We start from the raw sequence: 24,377 nt of genomic DNA, 5'->3' as shown, positions 1-24,377 counted from the left end.
GATTCTCCGATTGAAGACATGAACCTGTGAAACGCTTCTTTTTTGCAGAAGCTAACTAGGAGGATACGCCGACATGGCCTTTTCCACAGCCTCCCGAATGGCATCGGCGCGTGCACTCTGGCTGCCTTTGTTGCTGGTTTCGGCGCTCGAACTCCAGACGGGTTGACCGCTTTGAGCATCGAACATGTCCACCTGTACCACCACGACCTGTTCCGAATAGGTGCGAACGATCGGCACCGTGTTGTACATGCCATAACCGCTGCCGTAGCGGTTGTAGCCGCCATACCCGCCGCCGTAGTAACCGTAGTCGTCCTGAACCTGCCGCAAGCGGGTTTCCAGATGCAGATTGGCGCTGACGAACAGGTCCGCCGGACGATTGTCGTGCAGCGGGCGCAAGCCGCGCTGATCGAGGGCGTTGCTCACGGCTTCGGCGACTTGCGCCGAGTCCGCCCACGCCGAACCCGGCGGCAGTTGCCCATTGAGCCAGGCCCAACTGCGGTAGCGGCCATAGTCACGCGGCGGGGCCGGATAGGCGCTGCGGTCGAACGTGTTGGCGGCCTCGGGCGGTGCCGGCGGCAAGGGGTTGGAGGTCGCCACATAAGGGTTGCTGCCCTGGCAGGCAACCAACCCCAGACAGATCACCAATAACCCGGTACGACGTTTCATTTCGCGCTCCGATCAGATCGGCCGACAGATCCAGTGCAGGTAGCGCCCAAGCCCGGCAAAACTTGGGTGACGCCGGTGGGCCAGTTCCATTTCGAGCAAGTCCACCAGTTCGGCGCGAGCCTGAAATTCCACTGGCATGTAGTCGTGAAAAACACGCACCCCGCTCTGGGTTTCGACCTGCCACAGACCTTCAAGTTGCACCGCCAATTCACGCGGATCAAGGGGTTGTTGCGGCGTCAGGCTTTGCTTTTCGCCGGCCATGTCGTTCTTGCGCATTTTGCGGAAGTGGCCCTTGAGCAGGTTGCGGTAGATCAGTGCATCGCGGTTGTAAAACGCCAGGGACAACCAGCCGTCCTGCTTCGTCAGTTGATGCAGTACCGGCAGAATCGCGTGGGGTTCGGCCAGCCATTCCAGTACGGCATGGCACAGCACCAGGTCATAGGGTTCGGTGAGCTGACCGAGAAGGTCCTGCCACGGCGCCTGAATAAAAGTGGCCGTCTGGCCTGCATCAGCAAAGCGCTGGCGCGCCCCTTCAAGCATGGGTTCGGCAGGTTCGGCCAGTGTCACGTCATGCCCGCGCTGGGCCAGCCACAACGACATGTGGCCCAGGCCGGCGCCAATGTCGAGTACGCGCAAGGGGCGGTCCGGCAGGGTTTCCGCCAGGTCGGCCTGAAGCACCGCCAGACGGATCGCACCTTTGGCACCACCGTAAATCTTTTCGGCGAAGCGGGTCGCCAGTTGATCGAAATGACGGTCGCTCATCAGCTGAACCTCCGTTCACTGTCCGCGAGTTTACTGCGCACCACTTCATTCATGTCCAACCCCAACTCGCTGCACAGCAGCAGTAGATAGAGCACGATGTCGCCGACTTCCTGCCCGGCATGGGCGAGTTTGTCCGCCGGCAACTGGCGCGACTGGTCTTCGGTCAGCCACTGGAAGATCTCCACCAGCTCGGACATTTCCACGCTCGCGGCCATGGCCAGGTTTTTCGGGCTGTGAAATTGCCGCCAGTCATTGCGGTCACGGATGGCGTGCAGGCGTTCGGTCAGTTCAACAAGGTTCATCGGGCTCTCCTGAAGGCGTATAGCTTCGGGGGGATGGCCGGGGATGGCAAGTGGCGTTAGCTCCTGTAGGAGCTGAGCTTGCTCGCGATGGCGGTGTAAATGGCGGCATTTATGTTGGATGTTCCACCGCTTTCGCGAGCAAGCTCTGCTCCTACAAGTGCATCAACGAAGCAGAATCTTGCGTCATACTCATACGATTGCCGTATCGGGGAACTCGGCGCTGCGATGACTGGCCCAAGGCTCAACCACTTACATCAGGACGTTAACGACATGCAGGTAGACAGTTTTTTCGAATGGCTCGGCCAGGCGCTCGGCTCGGTCATCCGTTTTATCGTTGACGCCCTCAGCGGCCTGTTCAATCAGTTGAGCAACGCCGGCAGTAACTTCGTCGAAGGGTTGTCCAGCGCGCTGGGCATGGACACGTCGATCATCAGCATCATTGCGCTGATCCTGGGGCTGATGCTGTTGTGGTCGGCGATCCGGGCGTTCATGAATGCGTCGATCATCATGGGGATCATCTGGTTGCTGCTGGGGTTGTGGTTGCTTAGCTGGATAATCCACTGACACCACCAATCTCCTGTAGGAGTGAGACCGGCTTGCCGGCGATGGTGTGTCAGCTACGCAGGTGTCGGCTGACACACCATCGCGAGCAGGCTCGCTCCCACAATGGATCGGCGCAGATGCCGGATGTATCGCTACAATGCCCGCTCCCCAAGGAGCCTGCATGTCCAACCTGATTGCCGACTGGCGCGACCGCCCGACCCATCGCCGGGTCTGGGCGCTCGCCGCGCCCATGATTCTTTCGAACATTTCCGTGCCGCTGGTGGCGCTGGTCGACAGTACGGTGATCGGTCACTTGCCCCACGCCCATCAGTTGGGCGCAGTCGCGGTCGGGGCCAGTCTGTACACGTTTCTCGCCTGGGCCATGGGCTTTCTGCGCATGGGCTCCACCGGGTTTGCCGCCCAGGCCGCCGGACGCGGGGATGGCGCGGCGTTGCGGCAGATCCTGTTGCAAGGCCTGTTGCTGGCCATGGGACTGGCCATTGCCTTGGGTGCGCTGGGCATTCCGTTGAGCGGTGTCGCGCTGCACTTCATGCAACCTTCGGCGGAACTGGATCAACTGACCCGCGAATTCTTCCACACGCGATTGTTCGGTCTGCCTGCGGCGCTGGCCAGTTACGCGTTGGTCGGCTGGTTCCTCGGCACGCAAAACGCCCGGGCGCCGCTGGCGATTTTACTGAGCACCAACCTGGTCAACATTGCACTGAACCTGTGGTTCGTCCTCGGCCTGGAATGGGGCGTGGTCGGTGCGGCCCGGGCCTCGGTGATCGCCGAATGGACCGGCGCGCTGATCGGCCTGCTGATGACCCGCAAGGCACTGCGCGCCTACTCCGGTCACATCGCCTGGGCCGCGTTGGCGCTGTGGCAGAGTTGGCGACCACTCCTGGCCGTGAACCGCGACATCTTCATCCGCAGCCTGTTGCTGCAATCGGTGTTTTTCCTGATCACCGTACAAGGTGCGCGGCTGGGTGACGCCACGGTCGCCGCCAACGCTTTGCTGCTCAATGGTTTGCTGCTGACGGCCCACGCGCTCGATGGGTTGGCCCATGCCGTGGAAGCGCTGTGCGGGCACGCGATTGGCGCCCGCGACCGGGACGCACTGCGTCGTTCATTGGTCGTCGCTTGCGGGTGGTCGCTGTTGGCGAGCCTGGGGTTTGCCGTGCTGTTCCTGTTTGCCGGGCACTTGTTCATCGAGATGCAGACCGACATTCAGAACGTACGCGACACGGCGTTCGTCTACCTGCCCTACCTCGCCGCCCTGCCGTTGATCGCGGTCTGGAGCTATTTGCTCGACGGGCTGTTCATCGGCGCAACCCGCGCCCGGGAAATGCGCAACGGCATGCTGCTGACCGTGATCCTGCTGCTGCCATTTGCCTGGGCGCTGCAAGGTTTGGGCAACCACGGGCTGTGGATAACTTTCCTGTTGTTCATGGTGTTGCGCAGCGCGACCCTCGGCACAATCGCCTGGGTGCTGCGCAACAACGATGGCTGGTTCGCGGGTCGGGTTCATTGAGGCTGATTGTTCTGCCAGCATTTGCGCAGGCTATCGAGGCGCTCCTGCTGCGTGAGCCCCGACAACGGCTGCACCAGCGAAGCTCGGGGGTTCTGCAGGCGCAGCCATAACCAGCCATCGAGTACCGGCCGCTCGCTGAAACCCAGCGCCAGCCCTTCCTGCACATGGGACCACAGGCGGCTGAAATCGGCCCCGATGGATTGGCTCCAGTGCCAGGCATGCTGCTCCAGCAGGCAGGTTTGCAGGGTTTCGCGCTGACGTGAACTGAGGCTTTCTTCGACCGCCAGCGGGCTGACGGCGAGCCCCGGGTTGAGCAACTGTTGCCAGCCCTCGCTGCCGATCGCGTGATCGGCCCAGGTCCCGCCGAACCAGTGCAACTGGCTGATCGGGCCCAGCCAACGACTCAGTTCCCGGGCATCACAGGCATCGAAAAAGTAACTGGCGGTGTTCGGGTTGTAATAACTCAACAAGGCCCGATGGTGCAGCCCGCAAGAGACGATGAGCATGCGGCGCAAATGCTCCAGCAACTGTGAGGACGACACCTCGCTGACGATCAGCAAGCCACGCCAGACCTGCATTTGGCTGTAGCACAACTCGGCCAGTGCCGGGCACGTTCGAAGGTCGATGAGTACCGGGCCGTCTTCGCGCAGTGCCTGCAGTTCGGTGCCCTCGAACAACCAGAACCACTGGGCCTGCGCGAACACCTGATGCAGTGTTGCGCTCGCTTGAGCTGCACTCGGGACATCCAGCAACAGCCATTGCGGGGTTGCGCCAATCATGCCGCACCGCTCTGGCCAAACAGCGTCGCCGCCCGACAGGTGCAAAGCGCCTGCGGGCAGTGACTGAAGCTGCCGCCGCCGGGCAACAGGCACAACAACACCAAGGGCTCGCCCGAGCGCAGGAGTTCCAGCAAGCCGTCATGGGTTGATCCGTCCTCAGTCGGGCTGGGCTCCTCAACCTCTTCGAGCGACGACGGCGCGTGAAGAAACCCGCAAATCAGCGGCTGATCCGGATCGCCCTCGATAAAGCTCACCACCACTTCGGTCCCTTCGCTCAGCGCCGAGGCGGTCGGCCCTTCCAGCTCAGCCGCCAACGGCAGCCAACAATGACTGGGCGTCGCGCCTTCACCCTGATAGAGCCAGTCAAACTGCACGGCAATCGGTCTGGAAGGATCGGGCCGTGGCTCATCGACGTCGACCACCCAGGCTCGTTGCAGGCTGTGCATCCGTGGTTTCACCGCGCAATGCGGCGAGACGAAAGGCAACTCCCAGTGAATCGCACGGATCTGGTTGCTGTACGGGGCCAATGGATCCTGACTGCCCTGATGGTCGACATGGGTCAGCAACCACAGATGATTCCAATCGGCGACCGGATGGCCAGACAAGGGCATCAACTGACCGCTGCGCAGCGTCGGCAGGTCCGTGCAGCCTTCGGCACTTTGCGCGGTGCGTTGCTCTGCCTGAAGCTGAAACCGGCGCACTGCAGGAGAAGCTTGCCCGACCGCGAACACCGCGTTTTCGCCGAGACGAAAATGCCCGTGGCCGTCACCGAACACCACGCAATGCCCATCGCCCTGATGCTCGAAATGGTAGTGAAGGTGTTCCTGAGCACACAGACGCTGGAGAAACTGCAGATCCGATTCCCGATACTGCGTGCAGAAATCACGGGGCGGGTAATCGCCAGTCAATTCGAAGCGTCGGTCCTTACCGGTAATGCCGTGTTCCTTGAGCACCTGGCTGAGGATCTCGGGCACCGACAACGTACTGAAAATCCGCTGGCTGAAACGCTGGGACAGGCACGTCAGCTTCGGCCCCAGACGCACGTGGCAAAGCCTCACGCTCGGACCATGGTCACGCTGGACCAGTTCATGCAGTTGGCCATGGAAAGCGCTGCCCTCTGGCCCGAAATGCAAAACGGCCGAACGGTACAGCAGGCTTGCAAGGTCCAGCATCGGGTCATTGATCAGCAGATCCACATCGAACACAAAGGGCTCGCTGATCGCTTCTCTACCGGTAAAGGCCAGGACTTCGAAAGGGTCGGGCAGACCGGCTACATCCAGACGAAATGAAGGTTCGTTGACTGGATCGAACATCGGCGATTCTCTACAGGAGGGGCGGCCGGGGATTCTCGCCGAGAGACATGGCCGAGTAGAGTGCCGAAGTACAACTTAGGAAATGGCCTACGCGAAAAGAAGACCATATGGCTTTGATAGCCGGGAGTGTGGGACGTTTCGCTTGAAAACAGAGAACCGCCGCACCAGGTCATCTGAAATTTCCGCAGCGTGCGGAACATTTTCAGACAACCTGGCGAGAACGGCGACTTACCTCAGGAAGACAGGTAAGACGAACGGGTCAGGCCCAGACGCAGGGCGTCGAGGAACTGGGTGCGCTCGGCCGCGGTGATGCGCGCACTGGCGCACTTGTCGCGGTAGTGGGTCATCAGCTCTTCCGGCGACAAATGCACGTAACGCAGCATGTCTTCGATGGTGTCGTGGGTTTCGATACCCGCGTGGTACACGCTGCCGTCGGCATTCTGGTAGATGTTCACCGAGTCGGTGTCACCGAACAGGTTGTGCATGTCGCCAAGAATTTCCTGGTAAGCGCCGACCAGGAAGATCCCCAGCAGGTAGTCTTCGCCCTCATTCAGAGCGTGCACGGGCAGGCTGGTCTCGATGCTCTGCTCGTCGACGTATTGCTTGATCTTGCCGTCGGAGTCACAGGTCAGGTCTTGCAGCACCGCGCGGCGCAGCGGCTCTTCGTCGAGACGGTGCAGCGGCAGGATCGGCAGGACCTGGCCGATGGCCCAGGTGTCCGGCAGGCTCTGGAATACCGAGAAGTTGCAGATGTACTTGTCGGCCAGCTTGTCGTTGAGTTCGTCGAGCACCTGACGGTGCGAACGCTGACGCGCCTTCAACGAGTTGTGCAGGCGACGGCACACGGCGAAGTAGCATTGCTCGGCCAGGGCTTTTTGCGCCAGGGTCAGCTTGCCGTCGGCGTACTGGGTGGCCACGTCGCTCATGTAGTGAGTGGCGCGCCAGTAGGTTTCGGTGACCATTTCGATGTCGGTCGGGCCGAGCAGGTCAACCAGCCACTGCACGGTTTCCGGCAGCTCTTCCTTGTTGTCGATCTTCGGCACGTCGTCGTTGTGTTTTTCAACGTCGGTGACTTGCACCACCAGCATGGCGTGGTGGGCGGTCAGGGAACGGCCGCTTTCGGAGAAAATGTTCGGGTGCGGCAGGCTCTGCGCGTCGCAGAACTCTTTGAGCATCCCGACCACGACACCGGCGTAATCATCCATGTCGTAGTTGATCGAACTGGCGTTACGCGAGTGCGTGCCGTCGTAGTCGACGCCCAGACCACCACCGACGTCGATGTGGTCAACCGGCAGGCCGAGGTTGCGCAGTTCGCCGTAGTAACGAATCGCTTCCTTGAAACCATGCTGGTAGTCCGCCAGGTTGGCGATCTGCGAGCCCATGTGGAAGTGCAGCAGACGAATGCCCTGGTCCAGACCCGCCGCGCGGAAACGCTCGACCACCGACAGCAGTTGCGCCGCCGACAGACCGAACTTGGATTTCTCGCCACCGGTGTCCGCCCACTTGCTCGAAGCCAGGGACGACAGGCGCACGCGCAAGCCGACCTGCGGCTTGACCTTCAGCGAGGCGGCTTCTTCGATCACCAGGCCGACTTCGGATTCTTTCTCGATCACGATGAACACGTTGTGGCCAAGCTTCTGGCCCATCAGCGCCAGTCGAATGAACTCGCGGTCCTTGTAACCGTTGCACACGATGGTGCCGCCCTTCGGCGCCAGTGCCAGCACGGCCAGCAGCTCAGGCTTGGAGCCAGCTTCCAGGCCGATGGACACGTTCTGCGTGGCGATGATGTTTTCGATCACCGCTTCTTGCTGGTTAACCTTGATCGGGTACAGCGCGGTGTACTTGCTCTGGTATTCCAGGCGCTCGATGTTGGCATCGAAGGCGCCGGTCAGCTGACGCACGCGGTCTTGCAGAATGTCCGGGAAACGCACCAGCAGAGGCAAGGACAAGCCACTTTTACGCAGCTGGTCGACTTGCTCGAACAGGTCGATAGGCGAACTGGCCGGACCGTTCGGACGAACCTCGACGCGACCGGCGTCATTGATCGCGAAATACCCGGCCCCCCAATGGCGAATCCCGTAAACACTGCGGCTGTCCGCAACTGTCCATTGGCTGCCATCGTCTTTGCGTGTGCGTCGTACGGACATTGAAGTCCCCTATAAAGAAGTCATAGAGCGTCGCCTGGGTTCAGGCCGGCGCAGTCTAAAGGATGAAAATGACGGTTCGTCAACGAGGGGATAGACCTCGCTGACCGCAGTGAGTTTAGAAACCGGTCAGAACAGGCTCTGTGAAAACCATGTAGGCGACGCCAGGCCAGAAGGAAACCGGGACCGGGTCAAGCCGAGGGTGGTTTTCACAGAGGCTGCTAGCCGCCGGACTTCTTTGCCTTGAAACCGAGTTTGATCAGCTCGCCCAACAGCAGCTCGACATGATCGCCCTGGATCTCAATGATTCCGTCTTTCAACGCCCCACCGGTGCCACAGCGTTTCTTCAACGTGGTGGCCAGGTCCTTGAGCGCGTCTTCAGCCAACGGCACGCCGGTGATGGTGGTCACCGTCTTGCCGCCACGGCCCTTGCTTTCGCGACGCACGCGAGCGATGCCGTCGCCGGCCGGGATAACGGTCTGTTTGCAGATACAGGCGTCCACCGGCTTACTGCAATCCGGGCAATGACGACCTGCGTCGGTGGAAAATACCAGGCCACCAAGGGCGGCGAAGGATGCGGCTTTTTTGGCCACCGGCAATCCTCTTGGGAGGACAAAGACTGGTCGCGGCAACCTGGGCAGGTGCCATCGACCGCGAAGCCCCACTCAGGCAGGGGCAGCGCTACTGAACCGAAACAACCCTGTAGGAGCGAAGCTTGCTCGCGAAGAACGCAAGGACGATGCGTACAATCTGGATGCACGCGTTATCGTTAACGTCCATCGCGAGCAAGCTTCGCTCCTACAAAGAGCAATACGGTTCAGCTTGAAAAGGTCGCGCAGTGTAACGGCAAAAAGCCGACTTGCTAAGAGCCAATCGGCGCCAATTTATGCCTCTTTTGCGACGTCCTCGCCACGAGCCCGGAGATAGCGCTTCAACGCGGCCAGAGAGTCCGGGCAGTAAGGCTTTTCGTCGATTTCCCGAAGCACTTCATCGATTGGCAAAAAGCGCGCTTCGAGCACCTCTTCCGGTTGCAGGATCAACGGGCCGTCCCACACCGCCGAAAACGCCGAACACCACAAACGATTGCCGGTGTCTTCGAAGAAAAAATGGTCATGGGCAGTGAGTTCCACCCCGCTCACACCCAACTCTTCTTCAAGCTCGCGGGCAGCCGATTCGGCGTAGGTTTCGCTGGCGAGCACCATGCCCCCCGCCGCCACGTCCCAGTACCCCGGATAAATCGCTTTGCTCAGGGTGCGCCGGTGAACGCAGAGTTCGCCTGCCGAATTGAACAGCATGATGTAGGTGCCGCGCCCGATCAGCCCGCGCTCGCGCAGGTCCGAGCGGACCAGAGCGCCGAGCAGGTTGTCCTGCTCGTCGACCCAGGCGATCTGTTCGGCATCCGAGGCCGCGCGGTGGGCGGCCTCTCTGGCGTTATCGACCATGACTCAGCCCTGATTGAGCAGTTGACGCAAATCGATCACTGCGGCGTTGGCCCGGGAAATGTAATTGGCCATGACCAGCGAGTGGTTGGCCAGTACGCCGAAGCCGCTACCGTTGAGAATCATCGGGCTCCAGACCGGTTCCTGCGACGCTTCCAGTTCACGAATGATCTGGCGCACGCTGACGGTCGCGTTCTTCTTCGCCAGCACATCGGCGAAGTCGACTTCGATGGCACGCAGCAAGTGGGACAAGGCCCAGGCCTGACCGCGAGCTTCATAGAACACGTTGTCGATCTGCATCCACGGGGTTTCGACGATTTCCTCGTCAACCTGTGGCACCTGACCCGGCGCGACCACTTCGGTCTTCAGCGCGGTGTTCAGTTTGACCCGGCCAACGCTGGCCGACAGGCGTTGCGACAGCGAACCCAAACGAGTGCCCACATCGCCCAGCCAGTTGTTCAGGTTGTCGGCGCGAGCATAAAACAGCGCGTTTTTCTGCAACGGGTCGGACAGGCGCGCCTGATAGCGGCTCAGGGAATTGATGCCTTCCTGATACTCGGACTCGCTGGAGGGCAGCACCCAGCTTTTATTGTCGAAGTTGAAACGCGGCTCGGCTTTCGCCAGATCGGCGTCTTCGGCCGATTGCGACTGCGAACGGGCAAAGTCTTTGCGCAACGCCCGCGTCAGATCGCGGACCTGGACCAGCACGCCATATTCCCAGCTCGGCGTGTTGTCCATCCACAGGCCCGGCGGGAAACGGTCGTTGGAGATGTAGCCGCCCGGTTTGGTCAGCAAGGTATCGGCGACGGTCTTGAGTGTTTCGACCGTGGTGTAGCCGATGACCATTTGCTTGCCTTCTTTCTCGGCCGCCACTTGAGCATTCTGTTGTACCGGGAACAGCGCCGGCTCCTGGCTCCAGTACCAGCCAAGCACAAAGGCCACAATCAGATAGAGGCCGATCAGCGTGGCCAGCGCCCGACTGAACAAAAGGCCACCGATGTAACTGCGGGTAGCCGATTTCGGTTCAGCGGCACGTTCAGGCGCGCTGCCCGCGCGGTTCTTCCAGTCCAGCATGGCGATATCCTTTCAATCACTTGAGTTCATCGGTTCGACCACAACCATACAACAACGTGCCTTTGCCCGGCACCCGTCGTCGGGTTATCCGCAGAAATTAGCGTCAGGTCTGTGACAACCGTGCGCCGATGAATTCTAGTCGCCCTGCCAGGGTTAAACGCCAATGACCTTCATTGAAATTTGCTGCCACCCCGTTGATGTAAACAGATGAGCGATGCCCTTGCCGTCGGTCCTGCGTGGCGCCGTGTCCCCATCCACCGTCGCAATGTAGTCATGCAGCGCCAGCGGCTCACCGGTTGCGCTGTCCAGGAGGCGAAAGACTCTTGGCGTTCTCGACGGCTGGACAGGCGGGTTTTGCATCAGCTCCATTACCTTCGGATCAAACGTCCGCTCCGGCATTACCCAATCAGCGTAATCGGCTTCAGGCCTGACCAACCGCCATTCTCCACGCTCGATCGGGTCGAGCACCTCGCTCTCGATATCGATCAGCAGGCCGGCACGCAACTCGTCCATTCCATCGATAAGCTGCCGATCTTGCAGCGCCTGGCGCACAAGCTCCAGCGCTTGTTCACTGGGCCAGGCATGTTGACGCTCCCACTCTGACAGATCGAGCTCGTTGACCAATCTCATCCCGGCACCTCAGTGCTCCACTCATCGGAACCCATGGTTCGACTGACTTCATGCCGCCAATTGATGCGCCGGTAACTGAAATGGACTTTCTCCACTTGAGTGAGGTGAGCGGTACCGGGATCCTGGCAATGCGGCATAAGCACTTCGGCACCGATGATGACCGCGTCTTCCAGTTCCATCGTATAAAAGTGTTCCTGGGTTCCCTGAGCCGAGGTGCGATACCACTCGACGCGGCATATTTTTAGCAACTCTCCAGAACATAAAGCGTTGTTGATCAGCGGTGTCGCTTTGTCGATGGCCTTGGTGACGATCAAGGGCTTGTGCATCCGACGACCTGCGCCCGACCCTTTCGGTACGAAGATCCCGTGGCTCAGGGCCTGGATCATGATTTGGTCCTCACGCCCCTTTTGATAGATGTTGCCCACCGACGCCTCAGTAAAAGCACCAGCGCTGATCAGGCCTTGGTGTTCGCCGTGGAGGGTCATGAAGGCGGGGGTTGGCATGGTGGGGCTCCTTTGGTTTTTTTGGGAAACAAGGGGGTGAGCGGGATGGATTGATCCAATTCGATTAGAGCGTCTTCATCCCCATCTTCTGCGAAAGGCGTCCACGGTTTGCTGATCGACAGTGTGATGAGGTAGCGCTCTTCATCAGGCCGTTGGTCGTATTTGAAACGGTGGACGTACATCAAGACTTGATATTTTTTGCCGGCCTTCCAGTAAACCGAGCCTCCTATGTCTCGCAGCTGCGCTCGCCATTCAGGCGTGTCGGCAAAGGGTGGATAGCGTGTCCTACCGGCCACCCTCCATCCCCCCCCGCGCCACTGGTCTTGTAAATCCAGCGCTACTTCCAGGGCATCATCGAGCAGTAGTGGCTCGATCTGCGGGGACATGCGGATACCGAAAATGATGTTGTCGTCAAATCCGACACTAAAGAAGCGCGCGGCGGGAGTGGTGAACCCAAATTGCGGGTCGACGAACCGCAATTTCGCATCGGTCATGGGGATACCGGACCAGATATGTCCGCGTATCTCCGGACTAAAGGGCGCTGAAGATTTTCTGCGTAGATCTTCATACGTCCCGCCTATTTCCAAGACGATTTCGGGTTCATCCCAGAGAGGTTGCGTCAGTTGCTGAATGGAGGCCCACGTCAGGACAGCCAGGACAAGAAGATAGGCGCCGCAGCGCCAGCCGAACCAATGTGGTCGAAGAGTCATTGACTACTACCGCTTGCTGCGATCTCGTTGATCGACTGCTCCAATGCATAACGGTTGTGGTCACCGAGCATCTGGTCAAAACGTGCGGCGGCCTGCAGCACGAATGCCATTCGCTGCTTGATGTCGGACAAGTCCGCCAACGGGTTGTCGCCAAAATCGATGGTGCGCCCATCCTCGACACGTTGGCATTGACTGGTAAGCGTCAACTCAATTGCCTGCGCAACGCCTGAAGGAAACCCCGTGACGTAGGAAGCGTGGTTGGCACGCAGCAACGCCACCAATTGACGGTTCTGGTAAATCGTCGGCTGGAGGATATTGTTCTGCTCATGCCGCGCCAAATGCTCAACACTTGCGGCGATGTCTCCGTCCTCTATCGCCTCAAAGCCCAGCAAAATTTCGAAGTGAGCCACCCCGAACTTCAGCGTTTCCTCCCCCGCTGGCCACAACACCGGGAACTTCGGATGCCCGTAAATTCTCTTCCGGGCGTCCAGGCACTTCTTCAACTCCCTCAAACCCCGTTTCGCATAAAACTCATGCAACGGAAAAACATCCAGAAACAGCGTGGTGTTCCCCAGCGCCATCATGTCGTGCACATGCCTGAACTGCTGCTGCACCAGCGACAGTTCCTCACCCGTTGAATGAAAATCCAAAGAGGACACCGGATTGCGCGCATCCGCTTCCTTATAGTCACGCAACTCTTGCGCCTGCCCGGCCATCCTGTCAGGCGTCAGCAAACCATGCTCTCGGCGGCTGTCACGCATACGCTCCCGCGACTCATGCTCATCGCGGATGAGATCGATGCTGTCCGCCGCATGCAGCAATCCGCAGCCAACCTGCTTGGAGGCAAACGCCGCCAGCCCGGCCCACTGAAACCTGGAATCGTGCAACCAGAGTCGCGCGTACGCAGCATTGATAGCGCGGTTGCGCTCAACAGGGTCGGCAATCAATACCCCTCCAGGTGCGACGATGCCCTCCGCCTCCCGCTGGTAGTGTCGCCATAGGCACGCGCACGTCAGAATCGGGACGTCGGTAACAAACGTCTTGCTCCCATAGAGCAGTTCCTCTTTGCATTCACAATCAGCAACGGGCGTGCTGTTGTGATTCAGGCGCTGCTCGTCGCTGGGATGTTCTTTGAAACACTGGGTCATGATGGGCCGATGGCATCTAAGGGTTTCCCTGACACCCTACCAGCCGAAAATCCGGTTCAAGTCTGCCGGCGAAAAATCAGAACTCCCTGACAAGTATCGCTCGCCGGGATGAAACAGACGATTCGCGAAAACAGGCAGGAGAGGCCCTGATCATGGGTAATGTCAGATCACCGACACACATTTTCAGACCCGCCAGTCAGAAACTGAATGACGTCACATTGCAGATTATTGACATACGACACTCATGCGACTGAAAAGAGGTGCTAGCATAGAGCCACCAGTCGATCTCAGCATGCACCCTAACTAGTAGTCAGGATATGACCGAGCCAGAAGACCCCAGCCGTGAGCGCCTCAAGCACCACTTTGCCCAGCGGGTAATTCATCAGGCACGTCAAATTCTTGAGATCTGGCAGCGCCTGCAACGCAGTGAGTGGTCCACCACCGACTTATCGGAATTGAGTGAAGCCAACCTGCGCCTGCTGCGTTTCGCCGAGCGCTTCGAACAACCGGAACACACGCAGCTGGCACGCCACATCGGCCAGTCGCTGGAGGCTGTCGACGCCAATCGCGGACGCCTCAGCAGCGGCCTGATCACTGACCTCAATCGCTTGATGCAGCGTCTGTCGCGCACCGGCCTGCGCCATGGCGATCAGCTCGAACAAACCTTCCTGCCGCCGTTGCGCAAGCCGATCTACGTGATGCTGCAGGATCACGACCGTGCCGAGCGACTGGCCAAACAACTGGAATTTTTCGGCCTCAGCGCCCAGTCCCTCGACAGCGTGTCGGCGTTTCGCTCCTCGATGGTCGAGCGTTTGCCTGCCGCGATTGTCATGGACGTGGACTTCAGCGGCCCCGGCGTCGGCCTGAAACTGGCCGCCGAAGCCCAGGTCGGTCTGGATGAACCGTTGCCGCTGCTGTTTTTCAGCCTGCTCGAAACCGACACCCCGACCCGCCTCGCCGCCGTGCGTGCCGGTGGCCAGGAGTTTCTCACCGGCACCCTCGAAGCCTCGAGCCTGCTGGAGAAAATCGAAGTCCTGACCTGCGTCGCACAGTACGAACCTTATAAAGTGCTGATCATCGACGATTCCCGCGCACAGGCCTTGCACACCGAGCGCCTGCTCAACAGCGCCGGGATCGTCACGCGCACCTTGATCGAGCCGATCCAGGCCATGGCCGAACTGGCGGATTTCCAGCCCGACCTGATCATTCTCGACATGTACATGCCGGCCTGCACCGGTACGGAACTGGCCAAAGTGATCCGCCACAATGACCGCTATGTCAGCGTGCCGATCATTTACCTGTCGGCCGAAGACGATCTGGACAAGCAGCTCGACGCCATGAGCGAGGGCGGCGACGACTTCCTGACCAAACCGATCAAGCCCCGGCACCTGATCACCACCGTGCGCAACCGCGCGGCGCGGGCGCGCAATCTGAAAGCGCGGATGGTCCGCGACAGCCTCACCGGGCTGTACAACCACACACACATTCTGCAATTGCTCGAAGACTGCAGCTTCCGCGCCCGCCGCGAGAGCAAGCCGCTGAGCTTTGCGATGCTCGACATCGACCACTTCAAACGGGTCAACGACAGCCACGGCCACCCCATGGGCGATCGTGTGATCAAGAGCCTGGCGCTGTTCCTCAAGCAACGATTGCGCAAGACCGATTTCATCGGCCGCTACGGCGGCGAAGAATTTGCCATCGTCATGCCGGACACCGATATCGAAGCGGCCTGCAAAGTCCTCGACGAAATCCGTCAGCGCTTCGCCGAAATCCATTACCCCGCTCAGCCCCAGGACCTCTGGTGCACGTTCAGCGCCGGGGTGGTCGAGCTGTGTGAAGACTCCGACGGCCTGATGATGGCCAGCCAGGCGGACGAGGCGCTGTACCGTGCCAAGCATGCCGGACGCAACCGCGTACAAGCCGCACGGACGTCAAAGCAAAGTGCCACTTTTTCATCGGAATCGACCCATTCAGTCATAACCCTGTAACAGAAACGCAATAACTTCAGGCACTTACCATTTCGCCGTTGGTAGTCCCTTGATGCGTCTGAAGCTGCTGACCAATCTCAACACCCTCCTTCTAGTCGCCGTGTGCGTGGCCCTCGGCGCCACGCTTTGGTGGTCGCAAAAAGCCCTGGAGCGCCCCTATCTATTGATGGAGCGCTACCTCGGGTTGTCCCAGCAATTTCAGAATGAAGTGGCGCGCAACATCGAGGACTACCTGGCCAGCGGCGATGCCTTGCGCCTGAGCAGCGCCAGCCAAGCCATCGACGGCCTGCAAAAGGAACTCACCGAGTTACCGCCGACGCTGGCCGACAGCTTGCGTCCGAGCCTGTCGAACCTGGATGAATTCAGCAAAACCGACCTGCTGGCCGCCGGCAAACTCGCGGGCGATCCTCAGGCGCTGTTGCTGCAAGCCGAACGCGAACTCGGCGCCAGCCTCGACCAGTTGAGTCAATACGCCAGCAGCAACGCGAACTATCTGACGCCATTGCTCGCGGCCTCCCAACACCTGGGCAAACTCTCTTTGGCGCGGGACAAACTGGTCAGCAGCGGCCGCAGCGAACTGGCCGCCGATGTCGAGCGCGAAGTCACCAACATCCGCACGCAAGCCGATCTTCTGAACGCCTTGCCGCTCTTGGGCGTGACCAGTAAAAGTGAATCGGGCACCAACGATTTCGCTGCAATGATGGGCCTGGAGAACACCGAAAAAACCGTTGCGGAAGATGCCGGCGTCGGCCTCAAACGCGAGCTCAACAGCCTGCTCACGCGCTATCCCGCAGAGCTGGCGCGAACCCGCGAGCAGATCCAGAAACGCGCCGACCTCAGCGCCGCGACGCACCAGAAAATCGCTGCCGTGCAACAGTCCATCGCCGGGCTGGAACCGGTAGTCCGTGCCCAGCACGGGCAGATCCAGAGCGAAGTGCGGCTGATGCAAGGGGTGATGATCGGCCTGATTCTGCTGATCGCATTACTCATCGACACCCTGCAGCGGCGCCTGGCCCGGACGCTGACCAACCTCGCGCCGGCACTCTCGACCTGGGCCGAAGGCGACTTCAGCCGCGACATCGAATTGGGCAAGACCAATCGCGAACTGCATGACATCCAGGCCTCGCTCAATCGACTGCGCGCCTACCTCGTCGATCTGGTCGGAACCATTCGCCTCAACGCCGAGCAGGTTGCCGGCAGCAGCCGCACCCTGGCCGAGTTGAGCAATGATTTGCACAGCGGCGCCGAACATCAGGCGGGTGACACCGCGCTGATCCGCGACTCCCTCGGTGAACTGGAAGCGACCATTCAACAAGTCGCCGGCGATGCCAGCCAGGCTGCCGACGCCAGCCGCCATGCTGGATTGGCGGTGGAACATGGACAGAAAGTCATCGGATTGAGCCTCACCGGGCTGCATGCGCTGGTGGGCGAAGTACAAAGCAATGCACAGATGATCGAACACCTGGCCGAGGAGTCCGCCACCATCGGCGGCGTGCTGACGGTGATCCGCTCGATTGCCGACCAGACCAACCTGCTGGCCCTGAACGCCGCCATCGAAGCGGCCCGCGCCGGGGAAATGGGACGCGGGTTTGCCGTCGTGGCGGAAGAGGTTCGGTCATTGGCGCAGCGCACCGCAGGCGCTACGGCGGAGATCCAGAACTTGATCGCCGGGCTGCAGACAGCGGCCCGAGAGTCGGTGGAAGGCATGCGCGCGCAGGTTGAACACGCGGAGGCGACGGCCAACCAGGCCCAGGCGGCTGATGGCGCGCTGGATAAAATCGTCGGGGCGATCCAGACGATTTCCGACACCGCCGTACGCATTGCCGATGTCACGGCTCAGCAGAGCGGAGCCGTCAGCGAAATCCGCGATCACAGTGAGCGGATTCACCAATTGGGCGGGGATAACTTGCTGCGTATCGGTGAGGGGCGTGAGCAAGGCGAGCATTTGTTGGTGTTGGGCGGGCGGTTGCATACGGCCGTTCAGGCATTCCGCGTCTGACAGACCGCCACATACCTGTAGGAGCGAGGCTTGCCCGCGAACCAAACGACACGGTTTATCAGGCGAACCGTGTCATCGTTCTTCGCGGGCAAGCCTCGCTCTTACAGGGGCGGGGCAATCCGTGCAACTGTCCGCTATCATGCCCCCAATTCCGATACGCGAGATCGTCATGCGCCGTTTGCTCTGCCTGCTGCTTTTAGTGCTCGCCCTGCCGGCCACCGCCGCCGGTTTGCTGGAGAGTCGACCCAGTTCCACCCTGGGCTCGATCAACAACAGCGCCGACTTCCTGCCGGTGCGCGAAGCCTTTCAACTGAGCCTGATAGACAGCACGCCACAATCGATCAAGCTGCGTTTTGTCGCCACCGAGGGTTATTACCTCTACCGCCATCGCTTTCAGTTTCGCGCCGACCCTGCCGAGATCGTAGTCGGCCCGGCACAGCTGCCCAAAGGCGAGCAGAAACACGATGAGTACTTCGGCGACGTCGAGGTTTACCACGGGATTCTCGATGTCGAACTGCCGCGCAGCGATCAACGCGCCTTCACGCTGGCGGTGACCTATCAAGGCTGTGCCGACAAAGGCCTGTGCTATCCGCCCGAGACCGAACGCCTGAGTATCGACGGCAGTGGCGGCGCCACCACGAGTTGGAGCTGGCGGGAGCTGGCATTGTTCTTCCTTGCGGGCCTTGGCCTGACCTTCACCCCTTGCGTGCTGCCGATGCTGCCGATCCTCTCCGGCGTGGTGTTGCGTGGCCAGGTGGGTGGCTTGCGCGGCTTCAACCTGTCGCTCGCTTACGTGCTGCCGATGGCCGCCTGCTTCGCCCTGCTCGGTGCGTTGATGGGGATGTTCGGCGCGCAGCTCAACCTTCAGGCGCGGCTGCAATCGGCGTGGGTGCTGGTGCCGTTCGCAATGTTTTTTGCGCTGTTTGCCCTAGCGATGTTCGGTGTCTTCGAACTCAAGTTGCCGCACGCGATCAGCAGCCGGCTGGATCGCATCGCCGGGCGCACCGAAGGCGGTTCGTTGTGGGGCGCGGCGGTGCTGGGCGTGGTTTCCAGCCTGTTGGTTTCACCCTGCGTCTCGGCACCGCTGGCCGGGGCGCTGCTGTACATCAGCGCCAGTGGCGATGCGTTGGGCGGCGGCTTGAAACTGTTCATGCTCGGCCTCGGCATGGGGGCACCGCTGTTGCTGGTGGCCACTGGTGGCGCCGCCTGGCTGCCGAAAAGCGGGCCATGGCTGGTCTACGTGAAAAACGCGATTGGCGTGTTGTTGCTGGGTCTGGCGATCGGTCTGCTCAGTCGCGTGCTGCCGGGGCAGATCACTTTGTTGCTGATCGGTTTGCTGGCCGGCGGTGTCGGCTTGTTCATGGGCGCGCTGGAGTTCGTCTACAAACCTCCGCGAAAACGCCTGGGCCAGTTACTCGGAATGTTCCTGCTGTTTTATGCACTGGCCTGCTGGTATGGCGCCTTCAGTGGCCAGACCGATCCGTTCAACCCAATCGGCCAGCCGCGTGTCGTCAGCAGCAACGAGCAATCGCAGAACACCAGCGACTGGCAAACCGTCACGACTCCGGCCGAACTCGATCGCGTCCTCGCCGAAGCCAAATCCTCCGGTACGCCACTGCTGCTCGACTGGTACGCCGACTGGTGCATCAGCTGCAAAGTCATCGAACACAAAGTGCTTAACGACGCGCAGGTCGTCGAACGCCTCAAGGGTTATCGGCTGATTCGCTTCGACATCACCGCCAGCAACGCCGAGCAACGCGCCCTCCTCGACCGCTACACACTATTCGGCCCACCGGCGCTGATGTTTTTCGGCAAGGACGGTGTCGAACGCGCCGATGTACGAGTGATCGGCGAAATCAGCGCCACGGACTTCGCCGAACGTGTATCCAAAGCAAATGACCGGATTTAATCACCCGGTCACATATTTCGCGCAAACATCGGCCATCGTGCTGGCTATTGCATAGAACTGGACAGTCACAAAGGCTTTGCGGCATAGTCGCCGGGTTCTGACAAATGCACACGGATAACGAGGAACAGCAGATGGCGACCCTATTGGTTCTGCACGGCCCCAACCTGAACATGCTCGGCACCCGTGAACCGGGCACCTATGGCGCTACGACACTGGCGCAGATCAATCAGGACCTGGAACGCCGCGCTCGTGAAGCCGGCCATCATTTGCTGCACCTGCAAAGCAACGCCGAGTACGAATTGATCGACCGCATCCACGCTGCCCGCAGCGAAGGTGTGGACTTCATTCTGATCAATCCAGCAGCTTTTACACACACAAGTGTCGCATTACGTGACGCGCTGCTGGCGGTGAGCATCCCATTCATCGAAGTGCATTTGTCTAACGTGCACAAACGCGAACCTTTCCGCCATCACTCTTACTTCTCCGACGTAGCGGTGGGAGTGATCTGCGGCCTTGGCGCCAGCGGTTATCGACTGGCCCTGGAGGCTGCACTAGAGCAGCTTGAACAACAAGCTATACGCCCCTGACCGACCCTTGGGAGTTGATGATTCATGGATATCCGTAAAGTTAAGAAACTGATCGAACTGCTGGAAGAGTCCGGCATCGACGAGCTCGAGATCAAGGAAGGCGAAGAGTCCGTTCGCATCAGCCGCCATAGCAAAACCCCGGCTCAGCAATACTACGCTCCGGCGCCAATGCACGCTCCGGCTCCAGCGCCTGCCGCTGCTGCCCCGGTTGCCGCCGCTGCCGCTCCTGCTGCACCGTCCGCCCCTGCCCTGAACGGCGCCGTTGCCCGTTCGCCAATGGTCGGCACCTTCTATCGCAAATCTTCGCCAAGCTCGCCGTCCTTCGTTGAAGTCGGCCAGACCGTGAAGAAAGGCGACACCCTGTGCATCGTCGAAGCCATGAAGATGATGAACCACATCGAAGCTGAAACCAGCGGTGTGATCGAATCCATCCTCGTCGAAGACGGCCAGCCGGTTGAGTACGACCAACCGCTGTTCACCATCGTTTGAACCGCGGAGAAACTTTGATGACTGCGAAGTTGGAAAAAGTTCTGATCGCCAACCGCGGTGAGATCGCACTGCGGATTCTGCGTGCCTGCAAAGAGATGGGCATCAAGACCGTCGCCGTTTACTCCAAGGCCGACAAAGAGCTGATGCACCTGGGCCTGGCAGACGAATCCGTCTGCATCGGTCCGGCCTCGGCCGCCCACTCTTACCTGCACATCCCGGCAATCATCGCCGCGGCTGAAGTGACCGGCGCCACCGCCATTCACCCAGGCTACGGTTTCCTTGCGGAAAACGCTGATTTCGCTGAGCAGGTCGAGAACTCCGGCTTCGCCTTCATTGGTCCGAAAGCCGACACCATTCGCCTGATGGGCGACAAGGTATCGGCCAAGCACGCGATGATCGCTGCTGGCGTTCCAACCGTTCCGGGTTCTGACGGCCCGCTGCCGGAAGACGAAGAAACCGCTCTGCGCATCGGTCGCGAAGTCGGTTACCCGGTGATCATCAAAGCCGCTGGCGGCGGTGGTGGTCGCGGCATGCGCGTTGTGCATAGCGAAGAAGACCTGATCTCCTCGGCGAAACTGACCCGCTCCGAAGCAGGCGCGGCGTTCGGCAACCCGATGGTCTATCTGGAAAAATTCCTGACCAACCCACGTCACGTGGAAGTTCAGGTACTTTCCGACGGCCAGGGCCACGCCATTCATCTGGGCGACCGCGATTGCTCGCTGCAACGTCGTCACCAGAAGGTTCTCGAAGAAGCGCCGGCACCGGGCATCGACGAGAAAGCACGCCAGGAAGTCCTCGCTCGCTGCGTCAAGGCGTGCATCGACATCGGCTACCGCGGCGCCGGCACCTTTGAGTTCCTTTACGAAAACGGTCACTTCTACTTCATCGAGATGAACACTCGTGTCCAGGTAGAGCACCCGGTTTCGGAAATGGTCACTGGTATCGACATCGTCAAGGAGATGCTCAGCATCGCCGCCGGCAACAAGCTGTCGTTCACCCAGGATGACGTGGTCATCCGCGGTCACGCGCTGGAATGCCGGATCAACGCCGAAGACCCGAAAACCTTCATGCCAAGCCCAGGCACGGTCAAGCATTTCCACGCTCCAGGCGGCAACGGCGTTCGCGTCGATTCGCACCTGTACAGCGGTTATGCCGTTCCGCCGAACTACGATTCGTTGATCGGCAAGCTGATCACCTACGGCGCAACCCGTGACGAAGCCATGGCGCGCATGCGCAATGCGCTGGACGAAATCGTTGTCGACGGGATCAAGACCAACATCCCGCTGCACCGCGACCTGACCCGCGATGAAGGCTTCTGCAAAGGTGGTGTGAACATTCACTACCTGGAACACAAGCTGGCTGGCGAAAAGCACTAAGCTTTTAGCCTGATCAACAAAGCCGCCTTCGGGCGGCTTTGTTGTTTCTGAAGGTTTCATATCCCCCTGTAGGAGCGAGGCTTGCCCGCGAACCAGGCGCCGCAGTATGCCTGCACGACTGATGCGCCCCCTTCGCGGGCAAGTCGAACCGTCGCACCGCTCGCTCCTACGAAGAACACGCATATGTCGACCTTGTCGTCTTCTGCGTCGCGCTCGCGTAAACTTGCGCGCTTCTCGCAGCCCGCTAGGCTGCAATCAATATTTTTCAAAGGTGCCCGCCATGCCTTGGCTGCAAGTCCGTCTCGCCATCAGCCCAGAACAAGCCGAAACCTACGAAGACGCTTTCCTTGAAGTGGGCGCCGTGTCGGTGACTTTCATGGACGCCGAAGACCAGCCGATCTTCGAACCGGAACTCAACACCACCCCGCTGTGGTCGCACACGCACCTGCTGGCCCTGTTCGAAGGCGGCACCGAAGCCGCTTCGGTCCTGGCACATCTGGAGCTGCTGACCGGCAGCCCGCTGCCCGAGCATCACAGCGAAGTCATCGAAGACCAGGACTGGGAACGCAGCTGGATGGACGATTTCCAGCCAATGCGCTTCGGCCAACGCCTGTGGATCGTGCCGAGCTGGCACGCCGCGCCTGAACCCGACGCCGTGAACATCCTGCTGGACCCGGGCCTCGCGTTCGGCACCGGCACGCACCCGACCACCGCGCTGTGCCTGGAATGGCTCGACGATCAGGACCTGAAAGACTGCAACGTGCTGGACTTCGGTTGCGGCTCGGGGATCCTGGCGATTGCCGCCCTGCTGCTCGGCGCCAAGGAAGCCGTCGGCACTGACATCGACGTGCAGGCGCTGGAAGCCTCGCGCGACAACGCCGGTCGCAACAACATCGCCGATGCGCTCTTCCCGCTGTATCTGCCGGAAGATCTGCCACAGGTTAAGGCCGACGTGCTGGTGGCCAACATCCTCGCCGGCCCGCTGGTCTCCCTCGCACCGCAACTGTCGAGCCTGGTCAAGCCGGGTGGTCGCCTGGCGCTGTCGGGCATCCTCGCCGAGCAAGGTGATGAAGTAGCCGCCGCCTACGCGCAGGACTTCGATCTGGACCCGATCGCCAATCGCGATGGCTGGGTGCGCATCACTGGCCGTCGGCGCTAGAATGAGCGCCTGCATAATCCGGATCGCCGCATGACCGACAGCTTCGTCACCCAGTGCCCGCATTGCCAAACCAGCTTCCGCGTCAGCCATGCTCAGTTGAGCGTGGCCCGTGGAGTGGTTCGTTGCGGCTCGTGCCTGCAGGTGTTCAACGCCGCCAAGCAACTGCTTGAGCAGGCAGGCAAGGAAGTGATCCCCCCGGCGGCTCCGGCCATCGTCGAGACAGCCGAGCCAGAACCTCGGGCCATCAGCCAGAAGCAGTGGACTGCCGCCGAACTGGACCTGGACAGCCTGGACCTGGATGAAGAACTCGCTCGACTGGAACAGCGGGAAATCCAGCCGACCACCGAATTCGGTCGCCACCGCGAAGACAGCCTGAGCGCCCGCCGCGATAACGCCGAGCACGACGAAGAGCCGTGGTCCGACAGCCTGTTCAGCGAATCCGCTGCCGATCGCGCCGAAGCGGCGCAAGCGACAGAAGCTGCCGAAGTCCCCCTCACGCCGGAGCCGGCAATCGAGCCGAGCAAACCTTCGCGCACCGAACCCTCGCTGTCCATGGAACCCGTGGAACTAGACGACGAGACTCTGCCGCCGCAACTGCGCCTGAACGATCCACTCGACGCCCCGCTCCATCACGAACGCCTGTCAGCCACCGACGCCAGTGACGATATCGACGACGACCTGCCTTCGATCGAGCCGCTGCGCAAACGCCGTGAACGCAGCGAACCGGGCGTACGTGCCGAGGTGCTGCAAGACCTGACCGATGACCCGTTGCAACTTGACTGGCAAAAACGCCGCTCGCCCTGGGGCCGACGGTTTTTCTGGTTGCTGCTGATCCTGCTCGGCGCTGGCGCACTCGCGGGTCAATACATCGCTTACCATTTTGACGAACTGGCTCGTCAGGATCAGTACCGTCCGTGGTTCCAGCAGTTCTGCCCGCAAATCGGCTGCACCGTGCCGTCAAAAGTCGACATCGCGAAAATCAAGAGCAGCAACCTGGTGGTACGCAGCCATCCGGAATTCAATGGCGCGCTGGTGGTCGACGCGATCATCTACAACCGCGCGCCCTTCTCCCAGCCGTTCCCGTTGCTGGAGCTGCGCTTTGCCGACCTCAACGGTCACCTGATCGCCAGCCGCCGCTTCAAGCCTGGCGAGTACCTCAACGGCGATCTCGAAGGCATGGCGGAAATGCCGCCGCAAACGCCGATCCACATCGCCCTGGACATCCTCGACCCAGGCGCCAAAGCCGTGAACTACAGCCTGAGCTTTCACTCACCCGAGTGAAACGCTTCAGTGTTACGGGTTTGACGGCACATTTCTGGCAGAGAC

23 protein-coding genes are annotated in these 24,377 nt (G+C 60.5%); 10 read left to right on the top strand and 13 right to left on the bottom strand.

The window, feature by feature from the left end; genetic code table 11:
* Positions 1-51: 51 nt before the first annotated feature.
* Genes IB245_RS06190 through IB245_RS06180 form a run of 3 tightly spaced genes read right to left on the bottom strand, consistent with a single transcriptional unit; the run spans position 52 to position 1,730 of the window.
* Positions 52-666 (bottom strand): DUF4136 domain-containing protein, encoded by a 615-nt coding sequence (locus IB245_RS06190; RefSeq protein WP_192226985.1) that lies wholly within the window; start codon positions 664-666, stop codon positions 52-54.
* Between the two features lie 12 nt (positions 667-678).
* Positions 679-1,428, bottom strand: coding sequence for a methyltransferase domain-containing protein (locus IB245_RS06185; RefSeq protein WP_192226984.1), 750 nt, complete (start codon positions 1,426-1,428; stop codon positions 679-681).
* The gene (locus IB245_RS06180; protein ID WP_007951009.1) at positions 1,428-1,730 is read right to left on the bottom strand and encodes a MazG-like family protein; all 303 of its coding nucleotides are present in this window, start codon (positions 1,728-1,730) and stop codon (positions 1,428-1,430) included. The genes IB245_RS06185 and IB245_RS06180 overlap by 1 nt, the downstream gene beginning before the upstream one ends.
* Positions 1,731-2,000: 270 nt before the next feature.
* On the opposite strand from IB245_RS06180, the gene IB245_RS06175 reads away from it, so the two are divergent.
* Positions 2,001-2,294, top strand: coding sequence for a hypothetical protein (locus tag IB245_RS06175; protein ID WP_008031285.1), 294 nt, complete (start codon positions 2,001-2,003; stop codon positions 2,292-2,294).
* 160 nt (positions 2,295-2,454) lie between these two features.
* Positions 2,455-3,804 carry an MATE family efflux transporter gene (locus IB245_RS06170; protein ID WP_192226983.1) on the top strand — a complete coding sequence of 450 codons (1,350 nt, stop codon included), beginning with the start codon at positions 2,455-2,457 and terminating at the stop codon, positions 3,802-3,804.
* Here IB245_RS06170 and IB245_RS06165 read toward each other — a convergent pair.
* The 10 genes from IB245_RS06165 to IB245_RS06120 form a co-directional block, all read right to left on the bottom strand.
* The gene (locus IB245_RS06165; protein WP_192226982.1) at positions 3,798-4,583 is read right to left on the bottom strand and encodes a DUF4123 domain-containing protein; all 786 of its coding nucleotides are present in this window, start codon (positions 4,581-4,583) and stop codon (positions 3,798-3,800) included. The genes IB245_RS06170 and IB245_RS06165 overlap by 7 nt on opposite strands.
* Positions 4,580-5,896: a contractile injection system protein, VgrG/Pvc8 family gene (locus IB245_RS06160; protein WP_192226981.1), complete on the bottom strand. Its 1,317-nt coding sequence runs from the start codon at positions 5,894-5,896 to the stop codon at positions 4,580-4,582. The genes IB245_RS06165 and IB245_RS06160 overlap by 4 nt, the downstream gene beginning before the upstream one ends.
* A 233-nt stretch (positions 5,897-6,129) precedes the next feature.
* Positions 6,130-8,043, bottom strand: coding sequence for an arginine decarboxylase (gene speA, locus IB245_RS06155; RefSeq protein ID WP_192226980.1), 1,914 nt, complete (start codon positions 8,041-8,043; stop codon positions 6,130-6,132).
* 218 nt (positions 8,044-8,261) lie between these two features.
* Positions 8,262-8,633, bottom strand: coding sequence for a translation initiation factor Sui1 (locus tag IB245_RS06150; protein WP_008031278.1), 372 nt, complete (start codon positions 8,631-8,633; stop codon positions 8,262-8,264).
* A 291-nt stretch (positions 8,634-8,924) separates the two neighbouring features.
* Complete coding sequence (locus IB245_RS06145) at positions 8,925-9,482, bottom strand: NUDIX hydrolase (protein WP_192226979.1); 558 nt, start codon at positions 9,480-9,482, stop codon at positions 8,925-8,927.
* A gap of 3 nt (positions 9,483-9,485) precedes the next feature.
* Positions 9,486-10,553, bottom strand: coding sequence for a DUF2333 family protein (locus tag IB245_RS06140; protein ID WP_008031276.1), 1,068 nt, complete (start codon positions 10,551-10,553; stop codon positions 9,486-9,488).
* 153 nt (positions 10,554-10,706) lie between these two features.
* Positions 10,707-11,183: a hypothetical protein gene (locus IB245_RS06135; RefSeq protein ID WP_192226978.1), complete on the bottom strand. Its 477-nt coding sequence runs from the start codon at positions 11,181-11,183 to the stop codon at positions 10,707-10,709.
* Positions 11,180-11,686 carry an Hcp family type VI secretion system effector gene (locus IB245_RS06130; RefSeq protein ID WP_192226977.1) on the bottom strand — a complete coding sequence of 169 codons (507 nt, stop codon included), beginning with the start codon at positions 11,684-11,686 and terminating at the stop codon, positions 11,180-11,182. The genes IB245_RS06135 and IB245_RS06130 overlap by 4 nt, the downstream gene beginning before the upstream one ends.
* A complete protein-coding gene (locus IB245_RS06125; RefSeq protein WP_225609802.1) occupies positions 11,665-12,396 on the bottom strand; it encodes a hypothetical protein in 732 nt (243 codons plus the stop codon). Before IB245_RS06125 ends, IB245_RS06130 begins: the two co-directional genes overlap by 22 nt.
* Entirely contained in the window at positions 12,393-13,544 is a 1,152-nt protein-coding gene (locus IB245_RS06120; protein WP_192226976.1) for a DUF2515 family protein, read from the bottom strand. The genes IB245_RS06125 and IB245_RS06120 overlap by 4 nt, the downstream gene beginning before the upstream one ends.
* Positions 13,545-13,861: 317 nt before the next feature.
* On the opposite strand from IB245_RS06120, the gene gcbA reads away from it, so the two are divergent.
* The 8 genes from gcbA (at position 13,862) to IB245_RS06080 (ending at position 24,332) form a co-directional block, all read left to right on the top strand.
* A complete protein-coding gene (gene gcbA, locus IB245_RS06115; protein ID WP_008031270.1) occupies positions 13,862-15,532 on the top strand; it encodes a diguanylate cyclase GcbA in 1,671 nt (556 codons plus the stop codon).
* 52 nt (positions 15,533-15,584) lie between these two features.
* Entirely contained in the window at positions 15,585-17,531 is a 1,947-nt protein-coding gene (locus IB245_RS06110) for a methyl-accepting chemotaxis protein (RefSeq protein WP_192226975.1), read from the top strand.
* Positions 17,532-17,700: 169 nt separating this feature from the next.
* Complete coding sequence (locus IB245_RS06105) at positions 17,701-19,440, top strand: protein-disulfide reductase DsbD (RefSeq protein WP_192226974.1); 1,740 nt, start codon at positions 17,701-17,703, stop codon at positions 19,438-19,440.
* Positions 19,441-19,571: 131 nt separating this feature from the next.
* Positions 19,572-20,027 (top strand): type II 3-dehydroquinate dehydratase, encoded by a 456-nt coding sequence (aroQ, locus tag IB245_RS06100; protein ID WP_008031265.1) that lies wholly within the window; start codon positions 19,572-19,574, stop codon positions 20,025-20,027.
* A 24-nt stretch (positions 20,028-20,051) separates the two neighbouring features.
* On the top strand, positions 20,052-20,516 hold the full coding sequence (gene accB / locus IB245_RS06095; RefSeq protein ID WP_008038728.1) for an acetyl-CoA carboxylase biotin carboxyl carrier protein: 465 nt from the start codon (positions 20,052-20,054) through the stop codon (positions 20,514-20,516).
* A 17-nt stretch (positions 20,517-20,533) separates the two neighbouring features.
* Positions 20,534-21,892 (top strand): acetyl-CoA carboxylase biotin carboxylase subunit, encoded by a 1,359-nt coding sequence (gene accC / locus IB245_RS06090; RefSeq protein ID WP_008031262.1) that lies wholly within the window; start codon positions 20,534-20,536, stop codon positions 21,890-21,892.
* A 280-nt stretch (positions 21,893-22,172) separates the two neighbouring features.
* Positions 22,173-23,051, top strand: a complete 879-nt coding sequence (prmA, locus tag IB245_RS06085; protein WP_192226973.1) for a 50S ribosomal protein L11 methyltransferase — start codon at positions 22,173-22,175, stop codon at positions 23,049-23,051.
* Positions 23,052-23,081: 30 nt separating this feature from the next.
* On the top strand, positions 23,082-24,332 hold the full coding sequence (locus IB245_RS06080) for a DUF3426 domain-containing protein (protein WP_192226972.1): 1,251 nt from the start codon (positions 23,082-23,084) through the stop codon (positions 24,330-24,332).
* Positions 24,333-24,377 lie beyond the last annotated feature (45 nt).

Origin of the sequence: Pseudomonas sp. PDM02, assembly GCF_014852285.1 — a bacterium.
Lineage (GTDB): Bacteria > Pseudomonadota > Gammaproteobacteria > Pseudomonadales > Pseudomonadaceae > Aquipseudomonas > Aquipseudomonas migulae.
Note: the sequence above shows the minus strand (reverse complement) of the source record. Positions and strands in the feature narration are given on the sequence as shown.

Excerpts from the sequence above, each read along its gene's own strand:
- IB245_RS06190 (WP_192226985.1), bottom strand. The coding sequence starts at position 666 with ATGAAACGTCGTACCGGGTTATTGGTGATCTGTCTGGGGTTGGTTGCC.
- IB245_RS06185 (WP_192226984.1), bottom strand. The coding sequence starts at position 1,428 with ATGAGCGACCGTCATTTCGATCAACTGGCGACCCGCTTCGCCGAAAAG.
- IB245_RS06180 (WP_007951009.1), bottom strand. The coding sequence starts at position 1,730 with ATGAACCTTGTTGAACTGACCGAACGCCTGCACGCCATCCGTGACCGC.
- IB245_RS06175 (WP_008031285.1), top strand. The coding sequence starts at position 2,001 with ATGCAGGTAGACAGTTTTTTCGAATGGCTCGGCCAGGCGCTCGGCTCG.
- IB245_RS06170 (WP_192226983.1), top strand. The coding sequence starts at position 2,455 with ATGTCCAACCTGATTGCCGACTGGCGCGACCGCCCGACCCATCGCCGG.
- IB245_RS06165 (WP_192226982.1), bottom strand. The coding sequence starts at position 4,583 with ATGATTGGCGCAACCCCGCAATGGCTGTTGCTGGATGTCCCGAGTGCA.
- IB245_RS06160 (WP_192226981.1), bottom strand. The coding sequence starts at position 5,896 with ATGTTCGATCCAGTCAACGAACCTTCATTTCGTCTGGATGTAGCCGGT.
- speA (WP_192226980.1), bottom strand. The coding sequence starts at position 8,043 with ATGTCCGTACGACGCACACGCAAAGACGATGGCAGCCAATGGACAGTT.
- IB245_RS06145 (WP_192226979.1), bottom strand. The coding sequence starts at position 9,482 with ATGGTCGATAACGCCAGAGAGGCCGCCCACCGCGCGGCCTCGGATGCC.
- IB245_RS06140 (WP_008031276.1), bottom strand. The coding sequence starts at position 10,553 with ATGCTGGACTGGAAGAACCGCGCGGGCAGCGCGCCTGAACGTGCCGCT.
- IB245_RS06135 (WP_192226978.1), bottom strand. The coding sequence starts at position 11,183 with ATGAGATTGGTCAACGAGCTCGATCTGTCAGAGTGGGAGCGTCAACAT.
- IB245_RS06130 (WP_192226977.1), bottom strand. The coding sequence starts at position 11,686 with ATGCCAACCCCCGCCTTCATGACCCTCCACGGCGAACACCAAGGCCTG.
- IB245_RS06125 (WP_225609802.1), bottom strand. The coding sequence starts at position 12,396 with ATGACTCTTCGACCACATTGGTTCGGCTGGCGCTGCGGCGCCTATCTT.
- IB245_RS06120 (WP_192226976.1), bottom strand. The coding sequence starts at position 13,544 with ATGACCCAGTGTTTCAAAGAACATCCCAGCGACGAGCAGCGCCTGAAT.
- gcbA (WP_008031270.1), top strand. The coding sequence starts at position 13,862 with ATGACCGAGCCAGAAGACCCCAGCCGTGAGCGCCTCAAGCACCACTTT.
- IB245_RS06110 (WP_192226975.1), top strand. The coding sequence starts at position 15,585 with ATGCGTCTGAAGCTGCTGACCAATCTCAACACCCTCCTTCTAGTCGCC.
- IB245_RS06105 (WP_192226974.1), top strand. The coding sequence starts at position 17,701 with ATGCGCCGTTTGCTCTGCCTGCTGCTTTTAGTGCTCGCCCTGCCGGCC.
- aroQ (WP_008031265.1), top strand. The coding sequence starts at position 19,572 with ATGGCGACCCTATTGGTTCTGCACGGCCCCAACCTGAACATGCTCGGC.
- accB (WP_008038728.1), top strand. The coding sequence starts at position 20,052 with ATGGATATCCGTAAAGTTAAGAAACTGATCGAACTGCTGGAAGAGTCC.
- accC (WP_008031262.1), top strand. The coding sequence starts at position 20,534 with ATGACTGCGAAGTTGGAAAAAGTTCTGATCGCCAACCGCGGTGAGATC.
- prmA (WP_192226973.1), top strand. The coding sequence starts at position 22,173 with ATGCCTTGGCTGCAAGTCCGTCTCGCCATCAGCCCAGAACAAGCCGAA.
- IB245_RS06080 (WP_192226972.1), top strand. The coding sequence starts at position 23,082 with ATGACCGACAGCTTCGTCACCCAGTGCCCGCATTGCCAAACCAGCTTC.